Source organism: Agrobacterium sp. P15N1-A, assembly GCF_044626815.1.
In the GTDB taxonomy this organism is placed as follows: domain Bacteria; phylum Pseudomonadota; class Alphaproteobacteria; order Rhizobiales; family Rhizobiaceae; genus Agrobacterium; species Agrobacterium leguminum.
In genome coordinates, this window is the sequence record NZ_JBIUPF010000005.1 from 1 (window position 1) to 16,341 (window position 16,341).

Here is a 16,341-nt window from a genome sequence, read left to right on the forward strand (position 1 = left end):
TTCTGGAGCCCATTGGAAATATTCCGCCAGCCGAAGCCGAGGAGCGATATTACGCCATGCTGGACGAACCAGCCATGGCCGCATAACTTAAACCAAACAGCCTCCGGCAGACCCGGTGCGGTTCAAATTTATCAATCTTCGAACCTTCTATCCCCGCCGCGTCGAGTTCAATGAGTACCTTCAGTGGGCGGCGGACAAACTGCAAGATTTCGCCAGGTTTAAAACAGAAGTCCGGTCGGTATCGCTCGCGATCCCCGGAAACCCCGCCGCCTCTCCTATCATCGTTGAAACAGTGGACAGCGCTGGCAAAAGTACCTTTCGAAAAACTCGAAACCTGATTCTGGCTGACGGCGGCTCTCCTAAACTACCGGTCGGATTGACCCCGACAAAGCGCGTATTTCACGGCAGCTCAACACTAAAGCATCTTGAGGAACTGGAGTTGGTTGATACGCCCAATACCGTGTTCCACATCATTGGCTCAGGCCAATCCGCCGCAGACATCTTCGCCTATCTATCAACTGAATTCCCATTTTCTCAGATTAAGATGACCCATCGATCCTTTGCTATGAGGCCTGAGGACGATAGCCACTTTGTGAATGAGCTCTTCATGCCATCAGGAGTGGAGCTTTTCGAAAAGCTACCTCAGGAGTGGAGGGATAAAGTCGTTAAGGATTATTGGCATGTCACTCACAATGGCGTGACGATTGATATGTTACCCAAATTGTATGAGGCGGTGTATTACGACCGCACATCCGGCACTAACAGGTTCTCATTTAATCCATTTTCGGAATTGACGGAGGCGGAAGAGCTGAATGGCCGAGTTGTCGCCAAAATCCGGGACTTGCCTTCTGGACGTGTGAGTGAAGTCAGGTCCGACGTGCTCATTATGGCCACGGGCTATGACCGCCCGTGCCCACATCCCCTCCTTGAGCAAATCCAACCCCTGCTGAAGACAACGGACGATGGACGGTCCTATCTGCTGGACGGCGATTACAAGGTGGAGAGCTCATCTGGTCCACTGGGCTTCAACGTGTTCCTCCAGGGCTATGCGGAGCGTACGCACGGTTTCTCGGAGGCGTTGTTATCCCTGGTTCCTGTCCGCGCACAGCGTATCGCCAAAGCGGTGATGCAGTAATGGCGAGTGATCCCGTGGGCGACGGCGTCGGGAGCGATGCCCAACAGCTATGCGCTCTCTTCGGGCTAAAAGAACCTGTTGAAGGCAAGACCCTCTATAGAAAGATAACCGATCAGCTCGGAGTTGGCGAAACTATCAACCTCGCCACAATAAAAGGGCTTTCGCTTCTACCAAGCGGCGCTGATTCCCGTGCAATCATCAAAATCGAAGGCGATTTCCCATATGTGATCAAGGTGGGGGCGGCCCGTATAGTCGAGAACGAGAGACGATTCCTGGAAGATGCCGGTGCGGCATTCCCGCGAATTCTTGGTTATGGAAACTACGGCAGTGATCGATGGTACGCTATGGAGGCAGGCGAACCGACATCAACAGAACGTCTGGTTTTCAGCGACCTGATCAAAGGGACGCTTGCCGGCGATTGGTTCGAAACGGTTCGCGACATGACAGCGGACTTGAAGGAGATGATGGCGTCTTCCATTATCGAGCACCGCTGCAATGTTGCCAACTACCATTACACCAAGCGTATTCGCACGATTTTCGGCCGGGCGGATTTCCTTGAATTTGCGGAGAAATGCCTCGGTTCCCGCGAGAACGTCAGCCGTGTTATCCATCAGGGTATCCGGTTGAACGGCGAACAGCTACGAGGCGCCTCAAACTACGATGATGCTGTAAGCCGCTTTTTGCGCGAGTTGCCGTCAACAAAGTCCTCGAGAATACATGGTGACTTTCACCTTAAGAATGTCCTACGACGACGAGGCGGGGGTCGCTTTCTCCTTATCGATCCACGTCTTCAGTGGGACGATCAGCCGATCGACAAATTTGGCTACAGCGATCCTATTTATGACTTGAGCACGATGCTCCACAGCGTTGCTGCGATGACGCAGATTTTGGCAAACATCGATGCTCAAAGATCGGATGAAATCTGTGTGGTTTCGATCAAAAACGAGGCTATCGAGCTAGATCTGAAAATTGATGTCACGACTTCGATAGAGACCTTCCTTTCAAGAGCGGATGAGTTGGTTCCCCGAGAATGTTTAACCCCCGGATGGGAGGTGCGCCTTTTGACAGGCGCAGCAAACGCGCTGTTTGGGTGGTTGAAGTATGAGAACGCAATCAAGACGCAGTCCGCCTGGGCCGCCGTGTACGGGGTCGCGGTACTGTTTCTGAAGGAAGCGGCAACAAGAACAGAGGCTCGTTAAGGAAGACCATGGACAAGATCATCGCCGTAATTGAAAGCAGTTCCATCGGTACGAGCAAACTTCTGCTCGACGGGCTACTTGCCGGTGGATACACACCTCTTTTCCTCAGCCGAGACCCAGGGCGCTTTCCTTTTTATGGAAATCCGGCGATCCGATTTATTGAAACAAACACAAATGACGAAGCCGGGATGCTGCGTGAGCTAAACGAGTTCAACCGCAACTCTGCGAATAAGATTCTCGGCGTCACAAGCGCATACGATTATTATATGCCGGCAGTCGCGTTTCTCGCCGATGCTTTGGGCCTCCCCGGCCAAAAGCCGGAGGCCGCGCGGTATGCGCGCCACAAGCACAATCAGAAAGAAGCTTTTGCTGCAAAGGGGTTGCCGCTTCCAGCGTTTCAAATTTGCAGATCAGCGGCCGACGTCGAAGATGCCGCGCTGAATATCGGCTTCCCCGTCGTCTGCAAGCCAGTCAGTGGCGCAGGGAGCATGGGCGTTAAGAAGTTCGACAACATGCCGGAATTGCTGGCGCACGCAGTCGATTGGCTGCGACAGGCAACCAATTACCGCGGTATACCGATAGAGCAAATGCTACTCCTGGAGAAATTCGTTTCAGCGCCTGAAATCTCGGTTGAGGTCTTCAATGGGCGAGCTCTGGCCCTGACCGAGAAATACATCACTCCGCCTCCGATCTTTCTTGAAACAGGACATCAAGTCCCGGCAAAGCTTGCACAAGAATGGTACGCCGCCGCAATGGAGCTGGCCGAGCGCGCAGTTGCAGCTCTCGACCTATCCTTTGGGTGCTGCCACGTAGAAATGCATGTTCTTGGGGACGGCTTCTCATTAATCGAAGTAAACCAGCGGATCGCGGGGGATCTGATACCCCTTCTGGTTAGAGAGGCGTTTGGCATCGACATGATCGATGCTGTGATAAAATCAACGATCGGCGCGCCCATAGATATCCATGCAGCCCCATCAACATCGGTGTCACGCATAGGTTTCTTGCTTGCCGGTGAGGTCGATGAAAAGTCGCGATCAGCGTTGGAAACAGTTTCTGGCATTCCAAACGTCGTCGAGTGCTATCTGGCAAAGGACCTGCCGACCCAAGTAGAATTTGGAGACCCAAGGGATCGCGTCGGCTACGTCGTTGTGTCGGCTCCAAGTGCATCAGACTGTGAAATCGCACTCAGATCAGCTTTGAAGGCTCTGTCTCTCAAAGACGAGTTCTTTGCCCTTCCCGATAACAAAGCAAAAGCAGCATGACCAACGAAATCGCGGACTTTGACACAGCGTCGCTCATCGGCTCTCCCATCCCTGACACAGACCTGATCTCCACCGATGGTCACCCTGTCAATCTGAGAAACCTCCAAAGTCGATTTCTTGTTGTCTATGCCTATCCTCGTACCAGCGCGCCTGGTGTGGCTCCACTGAAGGATTGGGATGTGATTCCAGGAGCCAAAGGATGCACGCCTCAATCGTGTTCCTTCCGCGATCACCACGATGAACTAAGTGGCCTGGGTGCCGCCGTGTTTGGAGTGAGCACACAAGAGACCGATTATCAGCGAGAGGCTGTCCGAAGGCTTCACCTCCCCTTCCCGCTTCTAAGCGATAACGAGTCGACCTTTGCAAAGTCCTTGGGGCTGCCAACATTTGAAGTCGAGGGCCTGATTCTGCTTCGCCGGCTAACCCTGATTTCGGAGAACGGCTATATCCGGCAGGTGATGTACCCTATCACAAAGCCAGAAGAAAATGCGTCGGAAGTCGTTTCTGTCCTTCGGGACTGGAACAAATGAGGTCACGCTACAACCTGACCATCATCGAACGGACATGGCAGCTAGCCGATGCTTTCGTCATCGCGAGAGGCGCCAAAACCTCGACAACGACCTTGGAAGTTCAACTTTCAGATGGCAGCTTCATGGGCAGAGGCGAGTGCGTGCCAAGCGGCAGCAATCACGAAGACCTGGCTATGGTAAAGGCTGATTTGCAAAATGCCGCACTCAGTTTTGAAGCTGGCGCGAACCCCGGCGACGTCATCGCAGCGATGGTAACCGGCACGGGGCGCAGCGCAGTCGACTGCGCTCTATGGGATTTTCGTGCCAAACAGGCTGACAAACGCGTATGGGACTTGGTGCAGATTCCTGTTCGTTCCACCGTTTCGTCTTGTGTTTCCATAGGCATAGGCTCTCCTTCCGACATGGCGTCAAAGGCCGTGTTGCTTCGCAATTTCTCCACACTCAAATTGAAGCTGCTTGGAACTGGTGACATCGAGCGGATCGCTGCCGTTCGCTCGGTGCGGCCAGATGCGACCATCATCGTAGACGCGAACGAGTCTTGGTCCCCCGCGTATCTTCAGACGTCACTGCCTGAGCTCGAGGCGCTTGGCGTCGCACTTTTGGAACAACCGCTTCCCAGAGACGCTGATGACAGTTTATGCGAAATAGACCGCTGCGTCCCCATTTGCGCCGATGAGAGTTTTCGGAATGCCTTTGATTTACCGAACCTTGTCGGGAAATACGATTTCCTGAATATCAAACTCGAGAAGGCTGGCGGGTTAACTTCGGCCCTCGAAGCAGCCAGAAAAGCATCCGATCTCTCATTCCGCCTGATGGTCGGCTGCATGGTCGGCACCTCTCTGAACGTTGCCCCGGCACGGCTTCTTGCAGAGTTGTGTGAGTTTTGTGACCTGGACGCTCCGCTGCTACTCGCGCAAGATCGCAAAAACGCACTTGCGATTAACAGTGGCCTCGTCGGCCTTCCTCATCAAGCCCTGTGGGGATGACATGGTCCCATTGCTCTTCCAGAAACAAATAGCCTCAGCTGCTTTAGTAAATCTATCCAGAACAATTTACATCACAACCTTGTCGTGGACAGCTATGCAAGTCGGCCGTGACTTTTCATCAGTCGGGCAAGTTCTGCTCTGGGGCAACGTTGCTGGTTTGGTTATTTCGCCGTTTTCTGGCGTGCTCATCGACAAAAACGACCGAAAACTGATAGCGCTGTCCGCAGCTGCTCTGTTTTCGATATCGATGATGGCTTTTGCGGTTATTGCTCATCAAGCAAATGGTATGCCGATCTTCTGGCTATTGTCCATCGTTGCGGGGCTAGGACAGGCAGTCGTAATTCCCACGCAGGAAGCAATCATCCAGGGAGCCACTCCGGAAGAATTGAGGAGATCGCTTGCCCCCACGCTCAACATGGTGCGTCAGGCCGGGCTCATCCTGGGCACTTTGATCGGCGGCTTTCTCGTCTGGTTGTCCCCAACCATGGGGTTTTGTGCAGCGGCAGCCACCATGACGACGAGCGCGCTCCTACTCTTGAGCGTTAATGATAGGGTGCTGCATAACTCGAAGCCTTCAGCGAGGCAGTTTTTTCAAGGGCTTTCCGAAGGTGCGCGATTTATGAAGCAGCCGGTCATATTGTCTTACGCGATCATCTCGGTGAGCGCGTACGCAGTGGGACAAATCTCCAATTCGGTATTGCCAGGCTACATCGAGCAAGTGCTCTCACTTTCAGCCTGGCATTTCGGCGTTGTCGATTCCATGTGGTCTCTAGGCGCTTTTGGCACAGCGCTGGCCATCGCCCGAAGTGATACTCCGAAAGACCGACCATGGCTCGCCCGATTTGGCCTGGTTGTAATGGCGGGATCGTTCGTCGTCTTGTCCGTTATCCATTCTTTTCTGATAACGATCGTCATGTTTCTTGCAATGGGTTTAGGATTTTCGGTTTCGAAAATCCTCTCGGACAGCTATCTTCTGGTGAGTGTCCCTAATCAATATTTCGGTAGAGTGCGGAGCAATCTTTCAACATTCACATCTTTGATGGGGATCCTAATTTACGCACTACCATCTGTATGGTCGAACGCAACAGTACAAGATATTCTGCTTTTCGGTTCAGTCCTCCTCATCATCGCATTTGCGGCAACGTACTTGGTGGACCGCGATAACCACGCCCGAGTCGGGCCTCGGTCATAAACCTCCTAACATTCGACGCGGCGGTGAAACCTAGTGCGATGTAATCAGTGGCGGTCGCGGATGATAAGCCGTTTCGAGTCAGACAAAACCGGGTGACATTAGCCGGATGCGACCGCATGCCAGTTGGATCTAACCTCGGTATTCCCGAAGCGGCGGGCTAGGATGCTGCGTCCACAAGGCCGTGAAACAAAGCATTTCCTGGATGGTCCGCATCAACAAATAACTCCTGGTGCCATTGCAGACCAATCGCAAACGAGTTGGAAATCACCTCGATAGCCTCAACGATACCGTCATCAGCGTAGGCACTTGCGAGAACGGCCGGTGACAGTTGTGCGATCGCTTCGCGATGGAAGGTGTTCACCTCGATGCGAGTTTTGCCAATGATCTTCGCCAGGCGGGATTCCGGGACAATCTCGACCGCATGAAGGTGGTCTCGTTTGTCGTGTTCATTGGCAGTCGGATAGAATGCACGTAGATCGGGCGTCAGGCGACAGCCGTTTAGGCATGCGAGCATCTGCATGCCGGCACATATGCCGAGGATGGGTTTGTCCCTTTCCAGGAAACCCTCGACTATTGCCCTTTCGACCTCGAGACGCTCCGATTGAGGTGCTTTGGATATCTCGCCTGAGATGTACCAATCATCGGGATAGGCAAACCGGCCGCCGACGGAGACCAAGCCGTCGAACTCGTTCACAACAATGTCCACGACTTCAGGAAGATACGGGATGCCAAAAGGAAGACCTCCGGCTTTACCCACTCCCCTGAAATAGCCCTTGGCGGTCTCGTAACGCGTTCCGCCCGTAGTGGTGTTTTCATCAAGAATGATGGCGATGCGTGGCTTACGCATTGGCTCCCGATCCCGTCTCAGTTTTTCAAGGATGAATTTCTGCACGCTGAGGATTAAAAAAAATCGATAGTTGCCGGTTTCATACCAAAACTTGTGAGTAACAACGGACCGAAAGTGGGTTGGTCCGGCGGATTTCGGAAGCGCCGATCGCAGACGATCAGGATGAGACGAGTCTGACCTTGTTTGTCGCCGCGCGGAAACGCCGGAGCAACTCGTATTTCTAAGAGCCGACGGTTTTAGCCGGATGAACTCACTGCGGATCCGCAATTCACAACCTCTATGAAGATATGCCGGAACATCCCCTGAACCATCAACCTCCACAGGTTCCTCAGATCTAAACAAACGGCATTAGGCAGCAACATTATCCAGCTCCGACAGTACCTCCGAGGGAAGCTCTATCGTGGCCGCTGCGAGGTTTTCCCGCAGATGGACTCGTGATGAAGTGCCAGGGATCAGGAGAATATTCGGCGATCGTTGGAGAAGCCATGCAAGCGCCACCTGCATCGGCGTGGCGTTGAGCCGGGCGGCGAGGCTCGACAGGGTCGAGGATTGCAGCGGCGAAAAGCCGCCAAGAGGAAAGAACGGGACATAGGCGACACCTCGAGCGGCGAGCGTGTCGATTAAGGCTTCGTCCTGGCGATGCGCAAGATTGTACTGGTTCTGCACACAGACGATCTCGGTGATCTTGCCGGCTTCCTCAACCTGCTTGGCCGTGACATTAGACAGTCCAATATGCCGGATCAGGCCTTGTTGCTTCAACTCCGCCAGAACCTGAAGCGGCTCATCCAACGAGCCTTCGGCGGGACCATGCACGTCGAACATGGCGCGCAGGTTCACTACATCGAGCACATCGAGCCCGAGATTGCGGAGGTTGTCATGAACGGCCTGTGTCAGGCCGGCGCGCGAAAATGACGCGTTCCACGAGGCGTCAGCTCCCCTGACTACGCCGACTTTCGTGACAATCACCAGGTCGCTGCCATAGGGATGCAAGGCCTCGCGTATGATCTCGTTTGTAACATGCGGGCCGTAGAAGTCGCTGGTGTCGATGTGGTTGACACCGCTTTCCACCGCCTCGCGCAGCACGGCTATGGCCTCCGGACGATCGCGCGGAGGCCCGAAAACGCCTTTGCCCGCAAGCTGCATCGCGCCATAACCCAACCGGCGCACCATATGGTCACCAAGCTTGTAGGTTCCTGAATTTTCAATAGTGCTCATGGATGTATACTCCTTGTCGTCCCCAGAAATAGATGTCTGGCATATGCGGCACAAGCAGCTATAATGTGGACAGGTCGTCCGCTTGGACGGACAATCAGTCTCACGAGTTGGAGAATCGGGTGCCTGACATTACGGACGTCAATGCGTTTCTGCTGGTAGCTCGATCCAGAGGTTTTCGGCAGGCCGCGCGCGAAAGTGGCATCAGCTCCTCGGCGTTGAGCGATGCCGTCAGACGCCTGGAAGAAGACCTTGGGGTAAGACTATTCAATCGCACCACCCGCAGCGTACTCCCAACGGAGGCCGGACGTCTCTTGCTGGAGCGCACCGGACCTGCCTTTGCAGAGGTGGCATCGGCACTCGACGAGGTAAAAAGCAGCCGCGGTCGCACCTCGGGGGAGCTCAGGCTAAATGTCCCGATGAGCGCGGCAAGGCTGGTCCTGCCTGCGATCGTGCCGCCGTTCTTGGCAGCCTATCCGGACATAAGACTGGAAATCGTGACCGACGAGAATTTCGTCGACATCATAAAAAGCGGCTGCGATGCTGGCATCCGTTATGACGAACGGCTCGAGCAGGATATGGTGGCTTTGCCGATCGGCCCGCGTCAGCAGCGCTACGCCCTTGCCGCGTCGTCGCGTTATCTCGCAAGGAGGGGTCGACCGCAACATCCACGAGACCTGCTTTCGCATGATTGTATTCTAGGGCGGTTTTCGGGGCGTGCACTCCCCTCTTGGGAATTCGAACGCGATGGGGAGGAAGTCATCATAAATCCGAAAGGTAACCTCGTGGTCCAGTTCGGCGGCGGCACCGATCTTGGCATCGACGCAGCCATTGCCGGTTCTGGCATGATTTATATTTTCGAGGACTGGCTAAGGCCACACTTCGATCGAGGAGATCTGGTGCCGGTGATGGAAGAATGGTGGCTGCAGTTTTCGGGCCCGTTCCTCTATTACCCTGGGCGGCGCCTTGTGCCCGCGCCATTGCGCGCATTTATCGATTTCGTGAAGCAATCGCACAAGGTCGGAGTAGAATGAGCGGACGCTTCGGTTTGATCTTGAAGATCGGTCCTCGCCTTGAAGGGATACGAACCTGCGGCCCTCACACGTTGAGATCAAGCAACTGAATTAATATGATAAACGACCAAATATCGCCCGTTCGACATGTCATCCGCCGAGGTGGCTAATGAACCAATTGGATAACAGGTTGCAGGTTCAAAACTGCTTGACTGGAAATGCCGAACCCCAGACGGTCACCCGTCTGGGGTCACAATCAAAGATAGAATAGAATCCTTTTGGAATGAGCGGTTCTAAAGGTAGGCTACGCTAGAAGCCCTTTCATGGGGTAAATCAGCGTTCGAATGTTGCAATCCATTCCCCCGAGGGGCCTTTGGTAAATCCGAGTTTGTTATGAAAGGGCTTCGCATTCGCGACGTTCCCTTTGATGGAAGCAATGCAAATTAAGCCCGGCCCAGATGTGCTTTTGGCGCATTCACCGAGGGTCACGATGTAATCGCCTTCCTTTTTCTCGCCCCAACTCATTCCCATTGAGTTCGTCGCTTTGACGTACGCTCGCGCTGCTTCTCTGGGAGAGGGTAAATCCAGCGTCTGGGCCATAGCTGATGCACTCAAAGCAGCGCTTATCAACGTTCCGAAAGTTGTAGCTATTTTCATATTGAATTAAATCCTTGTACTCGTAGCTTGCTAACGGCGGCGAGCCTGCGTTGGCACTCGCACTCGTTCGTGCGTGATCTCAATCATCGCCTTTTCCCTGATGGGTCTACAATATATTCTACGGCGAAGGCGCATTGTTAAGCGGTATGGATAACGGCTCCTTGCAGATCATCGCCGCTTGGCGCTCCGCCGCTCCGCCCTACGCCACCTTCCGACGCCACACTGTGTTCTGGATCGGTGCGAACGCATTGTGTTATCGACGGGGACACGCTCTGGCGCGAAGGTGTGAAAATTCGCATCGCAGATATTGATACGCCTGAGATTTCCAATCCCAAGTGCGAGTCAGAAGCGGAATTGGGATCGCGGGCCACTTCACGGCTGTTGCTGCTCGTCAATGCCGGGCCCTTTAAAATTTTGAAATGGGAAGGTCGCGACGAGGACAAGTACGGCCGCAAGCTTCGTGTTCTAGTGCGCGATGGAAGGAGCCTTGGTGAGCTCGCCAGGGCATGGACCGGCCGCCGGCAACCTTGATGCTAGGGCATTATCATCGCGAAAAAAGCCCGCTAGAATCGGGCTCTTTTCTGAATAGAGTTCTGATTTTGGCCGAGGTCTCTCCCCCTGTTTTCGGCACTTCTGTTGCGCTGGCTGGCTGTTTTTCGCGCGCGGCAACAGGGGGCACAGGTGTTGCATCGGCTACCTTTGCCGCAGCTGCTCTCTTTTCGTGCTCTACTGGAGCGAAAGGATTTGTCGCGGCGATGTGAAGTGCTTCTTCAAAGCCTGCCATAAGACTGCGTAGCTCAACACCGACGCGACATCTTCTGCGTTCGGGCCTTTCGCTTTATACGCAAAGCCCATTTCCCTGCGCCAATTGAACGGCTGATTGCAATATTCCCTCCACCACATTCCAGTTAACGCCCGATTGTTCCCGTTATGGGAAATATTTCTCTTGTTCCCAATTTGGGAATATGATAGCAAAAACTATGCAGATCATCGCCAAGTCCACACTGAGACAATTCTGGGAGCTTCACGCTCAAGCCGAGACGCCCCTAAAAACGTGGCATGCGATCGTCAGCAAGGCTGAATGGGCGACGCCGGCCGATGTGAAGGCAACATTTGGCGCGGCGGTAGATTTTGTTTCCGACAATCGCATCATTTTCGATATATCGGGCAACAAATACCGGCTTATCGTCCACGTCGCCTACCCCTACAAGCGAGTGCTGATCAAGTTCATTGGCACTCACAAGGAATACGACCAGATTAACCCGGAGACAGTGTAATGGATAACATTCGCGCCATCAGAAACGATGATGACCTCGCATGGGCCATTGCAGAGGTCAGCCAGTATTTCGATAACCCGCCTGATCCTTTCAGCACCGATGGCATGCGCTTCGATGTCCTTTCCGATCTCATCGAAGCATACGAAGATAAGCACTACCCCATCGATGCGCCCGAGCCGATTGAACTTATCAAGGCCCACATGGAGCTGACGGGACGCAGCCAAAGTGACCTCGCGACGCTGTTAGGTTCTCGCTCCCGTGCATCCGAAGTGCTGAACAAAAAACGTGCCCTGACTGTCGAAATGATTCACCGGCTGCACAAGGAATGGGGAATTCCTGCCGATTGCCTTGTCGAGCCTTATCATCTCGCCGGTCCGGAACTGAAATACGCCTGACGACTGCCAGCGTCATTCCAAAACTCCAAATAACGCCTGAGAACAACCGCCTGATCAGCCAAGACAGCAAATGGGCAGACAATTCCGACACCTATCAAGCGCGGTCTCTACGCCACCTCTGCGCGCGGGAGGCAGTTCGTGGTAAGCGGCCGCGGTCGAGTTGAATACGGCGTACTTCGAGGTTTTCTGTAACCGGTGTTCTGCGCCACATTGTGCGCGCCGCCGCGTGATCTGTGATCGATGTTCCCTAGACGATCGACAAGGAGTTTTTCCACGGAGGCTACCGCGGAGGTTCTCACGGGTCGACGGGAGGTCCATCGTCACTGGCTTGACCAAGTCAAGCCGGGGATCGTCTCGCAGAGCTTGCGGCTCGGCGTGACGGTGAACGAAGGGGCGGAACGTAGGGTCTGAGGGCGAACCACCTCTCGTCTGAGCCGCCGAGTGTCACCCCGGTTTCCCGCGCCGAGATTGTCGTAGGCCCGGTCACAATCCGTCTTGAGGAAGGTACGTCTGCTGCCCGGATCGCCGCTATCGCGCGGCGCGTCGTTCAGACGTGGCAATCGCGATCACTCGACCGGCTGCGCTCTAAATATCTCACGGATTGACTTCGCTCCTTGCCGCGATTTGTAACCGAAGAGGCCTCCGGAGGGTGCGCGACCATCCTTGCCATTGCAATCGCAAGAATTTCGCCGGCTCTGCCAGACAGAGAAAGGCGATGGCTTGAGAGCCACTCGCGCAGCTGCGGAAGCGCGGACGATGCGGAGCCGCCCGCCAGGCAGAGGCCTTGTACACCAGCAAGGTAGGCCTGAAAATTATCGCTCTGAGAGATAGCATCATCTCCTTCTGTTAAGCCGGCTTCAATCAGGTTTAACATTGCGGGAACGGCTGCCTCCCCGTAGACGTGAAGTCTCGTAAGCGCCGCCCTCATCCAGAGCCGTGCTTCCGGTTGCTCGGAAAGCCGCGCCATCTCGACAATATACGGCTCAAGGTATTTATCAGGCAAAGCCGCAATGCCACTGCTCAGGTTTTCGAGTGACTGCTCTAAAGTGACGTCAATCGAGTCCGGCCAGGTTCTACCGGCAAGCGCACGTTTGATCATCTCGCTTGCTAGCACAGGCAACGCCGCCCGTTCGTTCTCACGCGCGTCGTGCACCAGAACGCCGAGACGCGGAGGTGGTGGCAATATCGGATCTGCCAGAATTTTAAGCTGGAGATCAAATGCCGGCTTGGAGAGTTCATCGACCAGCGGCAGACTGTTGTGATAATCCGTGTAAGCTCTCCACTCCCCAGTCGTTGGTGCGCGCCCAGCCGCTATTGCAGCCTCGATATTGACTGTTATCTCTTCTTCTATACGACTGGTGTCGATTGTCAGCTTGATCCCAAGCGTATCAGTCAGAAATCTGCTCAAATCTTCTTCCCTGTCTACATGTCTTTCACCCCGGCTCAACCGCCGATCAATTTGCCACCAACCAATTTCCTGGACCCAGCCGCCCCCTTGTAGGACAGGCAGCAACAAATATCCGAGCGTACGGTATTTTACTTCGGTGTGCCGATAGATTTCACGAAACGATGCCGACGCCGCGGCTCTGGCATGGGCACTTAACCTGTATACCGAAAGCGCGTCGTCGTAGCCGCGCTGTTTTCCTTCGAATGAGTAACCGCGGCTCTTGACCTGTTGTCGTGTGACCACGAGGTCGGCTTCGGAAAGTGTGGCGTGTTCGCTGATGAGACATAGCCCCTGGCTTGCTTTCAGACTAACGACATCGTTGACGCGGACCGGCGGTGTATGCCGGGTCGGGTGAGGCTGGACTAGCGCGTTTGCACTAAATTTTCCCTGGGCAACCGGGCAGACTGGCCTTCTCTCAAACCGAAACGCATTTGCGCTCTGCTGTGGTTCCAGCTCCATTTGCCCGGGGATCGTCCGCGCCACAATCACCTTTTCCACTGAGCCTGCCAGCAATACAAGAATGCAGAACTCATCGCATCTGTCGCCCTCTGCTTGGCGGAATGCGATCGTCCGTGAATTGAGCGGAAGGCTGACGCGGTTGAGATCGTCCGAAACCCACTCTCGTGCCTCCAGATAAAGCGGTAGTGTCAGGATAAGGGGCAACAAAGCAAGCGTGGTTGGCACGAGCGCGACCGAAAGAAACACGCGACGTGGCCCGCGAAATGGTAAAAACCTGAAGATGATCAGAAAGACTATGCAACTGAGTAGAAGTGACGGCGCCGCCCACAGCGCCAACGCTATTGGAAGACCGATAATGCTTATCGCCGCAATCGTGACCAATTGAGGAATATTGACGACGAGTATTGTCAGGATGACGAGGGCAAGAAGTACCGGAAAAAACGCCTTGTAGACCATAATGCAGCACTATTCAAAATTGCGGTGCATCCGCTCGGTAGGTTGGTTACCTCATTCGCTATTGCCGGAGGTTGCTATTGTAAAGCAAAGTCGGCTGTCATGATTAACGCGAGAAGATTCTTGGATCCAGTCGCAACAGCACATCAGTATCGCGCTTGCGACGCAAGTTCATCCATTGCGAGGCAGTTACGGTAGATGGAACGATCGAATGTTTTAAGCTCTTGATGAAATGCGGATGCATCGACCAGCCGTTTCGTTTGGGCACCGAGCCTTTCGCCTTCCCGCCATGGCGTTCGGCAACAGGTGGCGGATGCAACTGTCGCGCCGGAAACAAGCCATCAAAAGTTGCAGAAAAAGATTGACTCTCGCAGCCACCTGAGTGAGCTTCGCCAAGAAAATGACGGGGAAAACATCAAATCATCATGTCACCAGAACGCTTTAATCAATGCCTGCGGGTGATCCGCTGGACGCCGATCAATATTGCGTCCGCCCTGCAATGCGAACTTTCATGGATTGAGGCGCTGGAAGCGGGCAACGAGGAGGTTCCCGCTGGCCTGGCGACATGGCTTGAGACGCTGGCGCAAGCCCATGAAGCGCTTCCGCCGCCAGCCGCCTACAGAGGAAAACGGTCGACATTGTGATGCGACCGGCAGCTTTCAGCCTTCACCAACGATTGGATTATTCGAAATGAAATATGTCATAGCAGCTCTTGGCATGATCGCCTTTTCAAGCCCCGTTCTCGCGGCATCCTGCGAGAAGAACTTCACGGTCTCAGGCGTACCGATGGTGACGGCCGTCTCTTACAAGTCCTGGCAGGAGCTGCCGAAGGCGAAAGCGCCTGCCGTGCTTCAAAAGCTGGCTCAGGCCGTGGCGGCGGAGGGTTTTTCCGGCATCCAGATCAACAAGGCGCTGTCTTCCATCGATGCGCACCAGGAGACCAGTGGCAGCGGCAGAATTCAGACGCTGCGGGTCGTGGCCCGGCAGAAAGGCGCCGCTGTGCGGATCGATGCTGTCTTCAACATTCAGGCTGGACAGATCGCGGACAAGAACGTCATCCGCGAGGGCATCTGCAACATCATCAATGGCGCATGACGCGCGGTGACTGGACTGCCCGTTCGCAGACTTGAAGCCGGTGCACGCTGACATCGGGGATGGGCAACTGAACGGGTGCGGCGCATTTGTTGCGAGCGGATGCGGCGGCTTGCCCGCCACGGGCGGTGGGCCATATGCCGGTTCATGCCGTTGATGGCGATGCTTATGGTATGGCGGGCAAACCCGGAATCTGCGATGGGTGCAGCCAGGGATAGTGTCCGCGGCCGGAAGCAGGCGGCGAATCGACGGGGAAAACATGCCGATCTACGAACTGGCTGCCGTGGGCGCCGCGACCTGCTGGGCAATGACCGGGCTTCTTTCGGCCGGCCCGGCGGGGCGGCTTGGAGCGCTGGCCTTCAACAGGACGCGGCAGCTTTTTGTCGCCGCTCTGCTGGGTGTCTATGTGTTCGCCTCGGGCAGCTGGCGGGAGCTTCAGCCGGAGGCGCTGTCTTCGCTTCTCCTTTCTGGCTTCATCGGCATTTTCGTTGGCGACACGCTTCTCTTCACCTGCCTCAACCGGCTGGGGCCGCGTCGCTCTGGAATCCTGTTTGCGCTGAATGCCCCGATCGCCGCGCTGCTGGGATGGGCGGTGCTTGGCGAGCAGCTTCCCGCCAGCGCCATTGCCGGCATAGGCCTGACGCTGGGCGGCGTGCTGCTGGCGATCCTCTTCGGCAAACGCAAGGCGCAGCTGCACGAATGGGAAAGCGTGAAGGGGCCGCTCTGGCTCGGCGTGCTTTTCGGCCTTCTTGCCGCGCTCAGCCAGGCGGTCGGCTCGCTGATTGCAAGGCCCGTGATGGCGACCGGGGTCGATCCTCTTGCCGCCTCCATGCTGCGCGTCGGGGTGGCCGCTCTTTGTCTGACGGCGCTGACGATGCTGCCCATCGAGGCTGTCAAGCCACGAGGCAGGCTGACCGGAAGCCTGTTCCTGCAGACGGCTCTCACGGGCATCATCGCCCTGGCTTTCGGCATGACGCTGCTTCTCTTTGCCCTTTCCGGCGGCAAGGTGGGCATTGTCTCGACACTTTCGGCAACGACGCCTGTCATCATCCTGCCGCTGCTGTGGCTGAGGACACGGGAGCTGCCGGCGCCCGGCGCATGGGCGGGTGCTGCACTTGTCGTGGCCGGCATGGCGCTGATGTTCTGGCGGTAGCTTCAGCCGGATGGCGAACGACTGCTGCAACA

General features: G+C 55.3%; 17 protein-coding genes. 13 read left to right on the plus strand and 4 right to left on the minus strand.

Features of this window, described 5'->3' with window-relative positions; genetic code table 11:
* Nucleotides 1–115: 115 nt before the first annotated feature.
* The 6 genes from ACIK7D_RS17415 to ACIK7D_RS17440 are packed head-to-tail and all read left to right on the plus strand — an operon-like array spanning nt 116 to nt 6,304.
* Entirely contained in the window at nt 116–1,135 is a 1,020-nt protein-coding gene (locus ACIK7D_RS17415) for a SidA/IucD/PvdA family monooxygenase (protein ID WP_400156936.1), read from the plus strand.
* The gene (locus ACIK7D_RS17420; protein ID WP_400156937.1) at nt 1,135–2,334 is read left to right on the plus strand and encodes a phosphotransferase; all 1,200 of its coding nucleotides are present in this window, start codon (nt 1,135–1,137) and stop codon (nt 2,332–2,334) included. Before ACIK7D_RS17415 ends, ACIK7D_RS17420 begins: the two co-directional genes overlap by 1 nt.
* Before the next feature lie 8 nt (nt 2,335–2,342).
* Nucleotides 2,343–3,596 carry an ATP-grasp domain-containing protein gene (locus tag ACIK7D_RS17425; RefSeq protein ID WP_400156938.1) on the plus strand — a complete coding sequence of 418 codons (1,254 nt, stop codon included), beginning with the start codon at nt 2,343–2,345 and terminating at the stop codon, nt 3,594–3,596.
* A complete protein-coding gene (locus tag ACIK7D_RS17430) occupies nt 3,593–4,126 on the plus strand; it encodes a peroxiredoxin (protein ID WP_400156939.1) in 534 nt (177 codons plus the stop codon). Before ACIK7D_RS17425 ends, ACIK7D_RS17430 begins: the two co-directional genes overlap by 4 nt.
* Nucleotides 4,123–5,112: a dipeptide epimerase gene (locus ACIK7D_RS17435; protein WP_400156940.1), complete on the plus strand. Its 990-nt coding sequence runs from the start codon at nt 4,123–4,125 to the stop codon at nt 5,110–5,112. The genes ACIK7D_RS17430 and ACIK7D_RS17435 overlap by 4 nt, the downstream gene beginning before the upstream one ends.
* A gap of 1 nt (nt 5,113) precedes the next feature.
* Nucleotides 5,114–6,304, plus strand: coding sequence for an MFS transporter (locus ACIK7D_RS17440; RefSeq protein ID WP_400156941.1), 1,191 nt, complete (start codon nt 5,114–5,116; stop codon nt 6,302–6,304).
* A gap of 157 nt (nt 6,305–6,461) precedes the next feature.
* Here ACIK7D_RS17440 and ACIK7D_RS17445 read toward each other — a convergent pair whose 3' ends face one another.
* Both ACIK7D_RS17445 and ACIK7D_RS17450 read right to left on the minus strand, forming a co-directional pair.
* Nucleotides 6,462–7,151 carry a gamma-glutamyl-gamma-aminobutyrate hydrolase family protein gene (locus tag ACIK7D_RS17445; RefSeq protein ID WP_400156942.1) on the minus strand — a complete coding sequence of 230 codons (690 nt, stop codon included), beginning with the start codon at nt 7,149–7,151 and terminating at the stop codon, nt 6,462–6,464.
* A gap of 348 nt (nt 7,152–7,499) precedes the next feature.
* Nucleotides 7,500–8,366: an aldo/keto reductase family oxidoreductase gene (locus ACIK7D_RS17450; protein WP_400156943.1), complete on the minus strand. Its 867-nt coding sequence runs from the start codon at nt 8,364–8,366 to the stop codon at nt 7,500–7,502.
* Between the two features lie 119 nt (nt 8,367–8,485).
* On the opposite strand from ACIK7D_RS17450, the gene ACIK7D_RS17455 reads away from it, so the two are divergent.
* Complete coding sequence (locus tag ACIK7D_RS17455; RefSeq protein WP_400156944.1) at nt 8,486–9,397, plus strand: LysR family transcriptional regulator; 912 nt, start codon at nt 8,486–8,488, stop codon at nt 9,395–9,397.
* A 312-nt stretch (nt 9,398–9,709) separates the two neighbouring features.
* Here the strand turns inward: ACIK7D_RS17455 and ACIK7D_RS17460 are convergent, their stop codons facing one another.
* Nucleotides 9,710–10,033 (minus strand): hypothetical protein, encoded by a 324-nt coding sequence (locus tag ACIK7D_RS17460; protein ID WP_174033812.1) that lies wholly within the window; start codon nt 10,031–10,033, stop codon nt 9,710–9,712.
* Nucleotides 10,034–10,183: 150 nt separating this feature from the next.
* Between ACIK7D_RS17460 and ACIK7D_RS17465 the strand changes: the two genes are divergently transcribed.
* From ACIK7D_RS17465 to ACIK7D_RS17475, 3 genes are all read left to right on the plus strand, one after another.
* Nucleotides 10,184–10,564 (plus strand): thermonuclease family protein, encoded by a 381-nt coding sequence (locus ACIK7D_RS17465; protein WP_174033816.1) that lies wholly within the window; start codon nt 10,184–10,186, stop codon nt 10,562–10,564.
* Nucleotides 10,565–11,013: 449 nt separating this feature from the next.
* Nucleotides 11,014–11,310, plus strand: coding sequence for a type II toxin-antitoxin system HigB family toxin (locus ACIK7D_RS17470; RefSeq protein ID WP_174033810.1), 297 nt, complete (start codon nt 11,014–11,016; stop codon nt 11,308–11,310).
* A complete protein-coding gene (locus tag ACIK7D_RS17475) occupies nt 11,310–11,705 on the plus strand; it encodes a type II toxin-antitoxin system HigA family antitoxin (protein WP_174033808.1) in 396 nt (131 codons plus the stop codon). Before ACIK7D_RS17470 ends, ACIK7D_RS17475 begins: the two co-directional genes overlap by 1 nt.
* A gap of 547 nt (nt 11,706–12,252) precedes the next feature.
* Here the strand turns inward: ACIK7D_RS17475 and ACIK7D_RS17480 are convergent.
* Nucleotides 12,253–14,067 carry a hypothetical protein gene (locus ACIK7D_RS17480; RefSeq protein WP_174033806.1) on the minus strand — a complete coding sequence of 605 codons (1,815 nt, stop codon included), beginning with the start codon at nt 14,065–14,067 and terminating at the stop codon, nt 12,253–12,255.
* A 422-nt stretch (nt 14,068–14,489) separates the two neighbouring features.
* Here ACIK7D_RS17480 and ACIK7D_RS17485 point away from each other — a divergent pair, with 422 nt between their 5' ends.
* The 3 genes from ACIK7D_RS17485 to ACIK7D_RS17495 all read left to right on the plus strand — a co-directional run bounded on the left by ACIK7D_RS17485 (nt 14,490) and on the right by ACIK7D_RS17495 (nt 16,309).
* The gene (locus ACIK7D_RS17485) at nt 14,490–14,708 is read left to right on the plus strand and encodes a hypothetical protein (protein WP_104680070.1); all 219 of its coding nucleotides are present in this window, start codon (nt 14,490–14,492) and stop codon (nt 14,706–14,708) included.
* Between the two features lie 46 nt (nt 14,709–14,754).
* The gene (locus ACIK7D_RS17490; protein ID WP_137005800.1) at nt 14,755–15,159 is read left to right on the plus strand and encodes a hypothetical protein; all 405 of its coding nucleotides are present in this window, start codon (nt 14,755–14,757) and stop codon (nt 15,157–15,159) included.
* A 256-nt stretch (nt 15,160–15,415) separates the two neighbouring features.
* A complete protein-coding gene (locus ACIK7D_RS17495) occupies nt 15,416–16,309 on the plus strand; it encodes a DMT family transporter (RefSeq protein ID WP_137005799.1) in 894 nt (297 codons plus the stop codon).
* Nucleotides 16,310–16,341: the final 32 nt, after the last annotated feature.

Bases quoted from the DNA above. Each gene is read 5' to 3' on its own strand.
- ACIK7D_RS17420 (WP_400156937.1), top strand. From the start codon at position 1,135: ATGGCGAGTGATCCCGTGGGCGACGGCGTCGGGAGCGATGCCCAACAG.
- ACIK7D_RS17425 (WP_400156938.1), top strand. From the start codon at position 2,343: ATGGACAAGATCATCGCCGTAATTGAAAGCAGTTCCATCGGTACGAGC.
- ACIK7D_RS17430 (WP_400156939.1), top strand. From the start codon at position 3,593: ATGACCAACGAAATCGCGGACTTTGACACAGCGTCGCTCATCGGCTCT.
- ACIK7D_RS17435 (WP_400156940.1), top strand. From the start codon at position 4,123: ATGAGGTCACGCTACAACCTGACCATCATCGAACGGACATGGCAGCTA.
- ACIK7D_RS17440 (WP_400156941.1), top strand. From the start codon at position 5,114: ATGGTCCCATTGCTCTTCCAGAAACAAATAGCCTCAGCTGCTTTAGTA.
- ACIK7D_RS17445 (WP_400156942.1), bottom strand. From the start codon at position 7,151: ATGCGTAAGCCACGCATCGCCATCATTCTTGATGAAAACACCACTACG.
- ACIK7D_RS17450 (WP_400156943.1), bottom strand. From the start codon at position 8,366: ATGAGCACTATTGAAAATTCAGGAACCTACAAGCTTGGTGACCATATG.
- ACIK7D_RS17460 (WP_174033812.1), bottom strand. From the start codon at position 10,033: ATGAAAATAGCTACAACTTTCGGAACGTTGATAAGCGCTGCTTTGAGT.
- ACIK7D_RS17470 (WP_174033810.1), top strand. From the start codon at position 11,014: ATGCAGATCATCGCCAAGTCCACACTGAGACAATTCTGGGAGCTTCAC.
- ACIK7D_RS17475 (WP_174033808.1), top strand. From the start codon at position 11,310: ATGGATAACATTCGCGCCATCAGAAACGATGATGACCTCGCATGGGCC.
- ACIK7D_RS17480 (WP_174033806.1), bottom strand. From the start codon at position 14,067: ATGGTCTACAAGGCGTTTTTTCCGGTACTTCTTGCCCTCGTCATCCTG.
- ACIK7D_RS17485 (WP_104680070.1), top strand. From the start codon at position 14,490: ATGTCACCAGAACGCTTTAATCAATGCCTGCGGGTGATCCGCTGGACG.
- ACIK7D_RS17490 (WP_137005800.1), top strand. From the start codon at position 14,755: ATGAAATATGTCATAGCAGCTCTTGGCATGATCGCCTTTTCAAGCCCC.
- ACIK7D_RS17495 (WP_137005799.1), top strand. From the start codon at position 15,416: ATGCCGATCTACGAACTGGCTGCCGTGGGCGCCGCGACCTGCTGGGCA.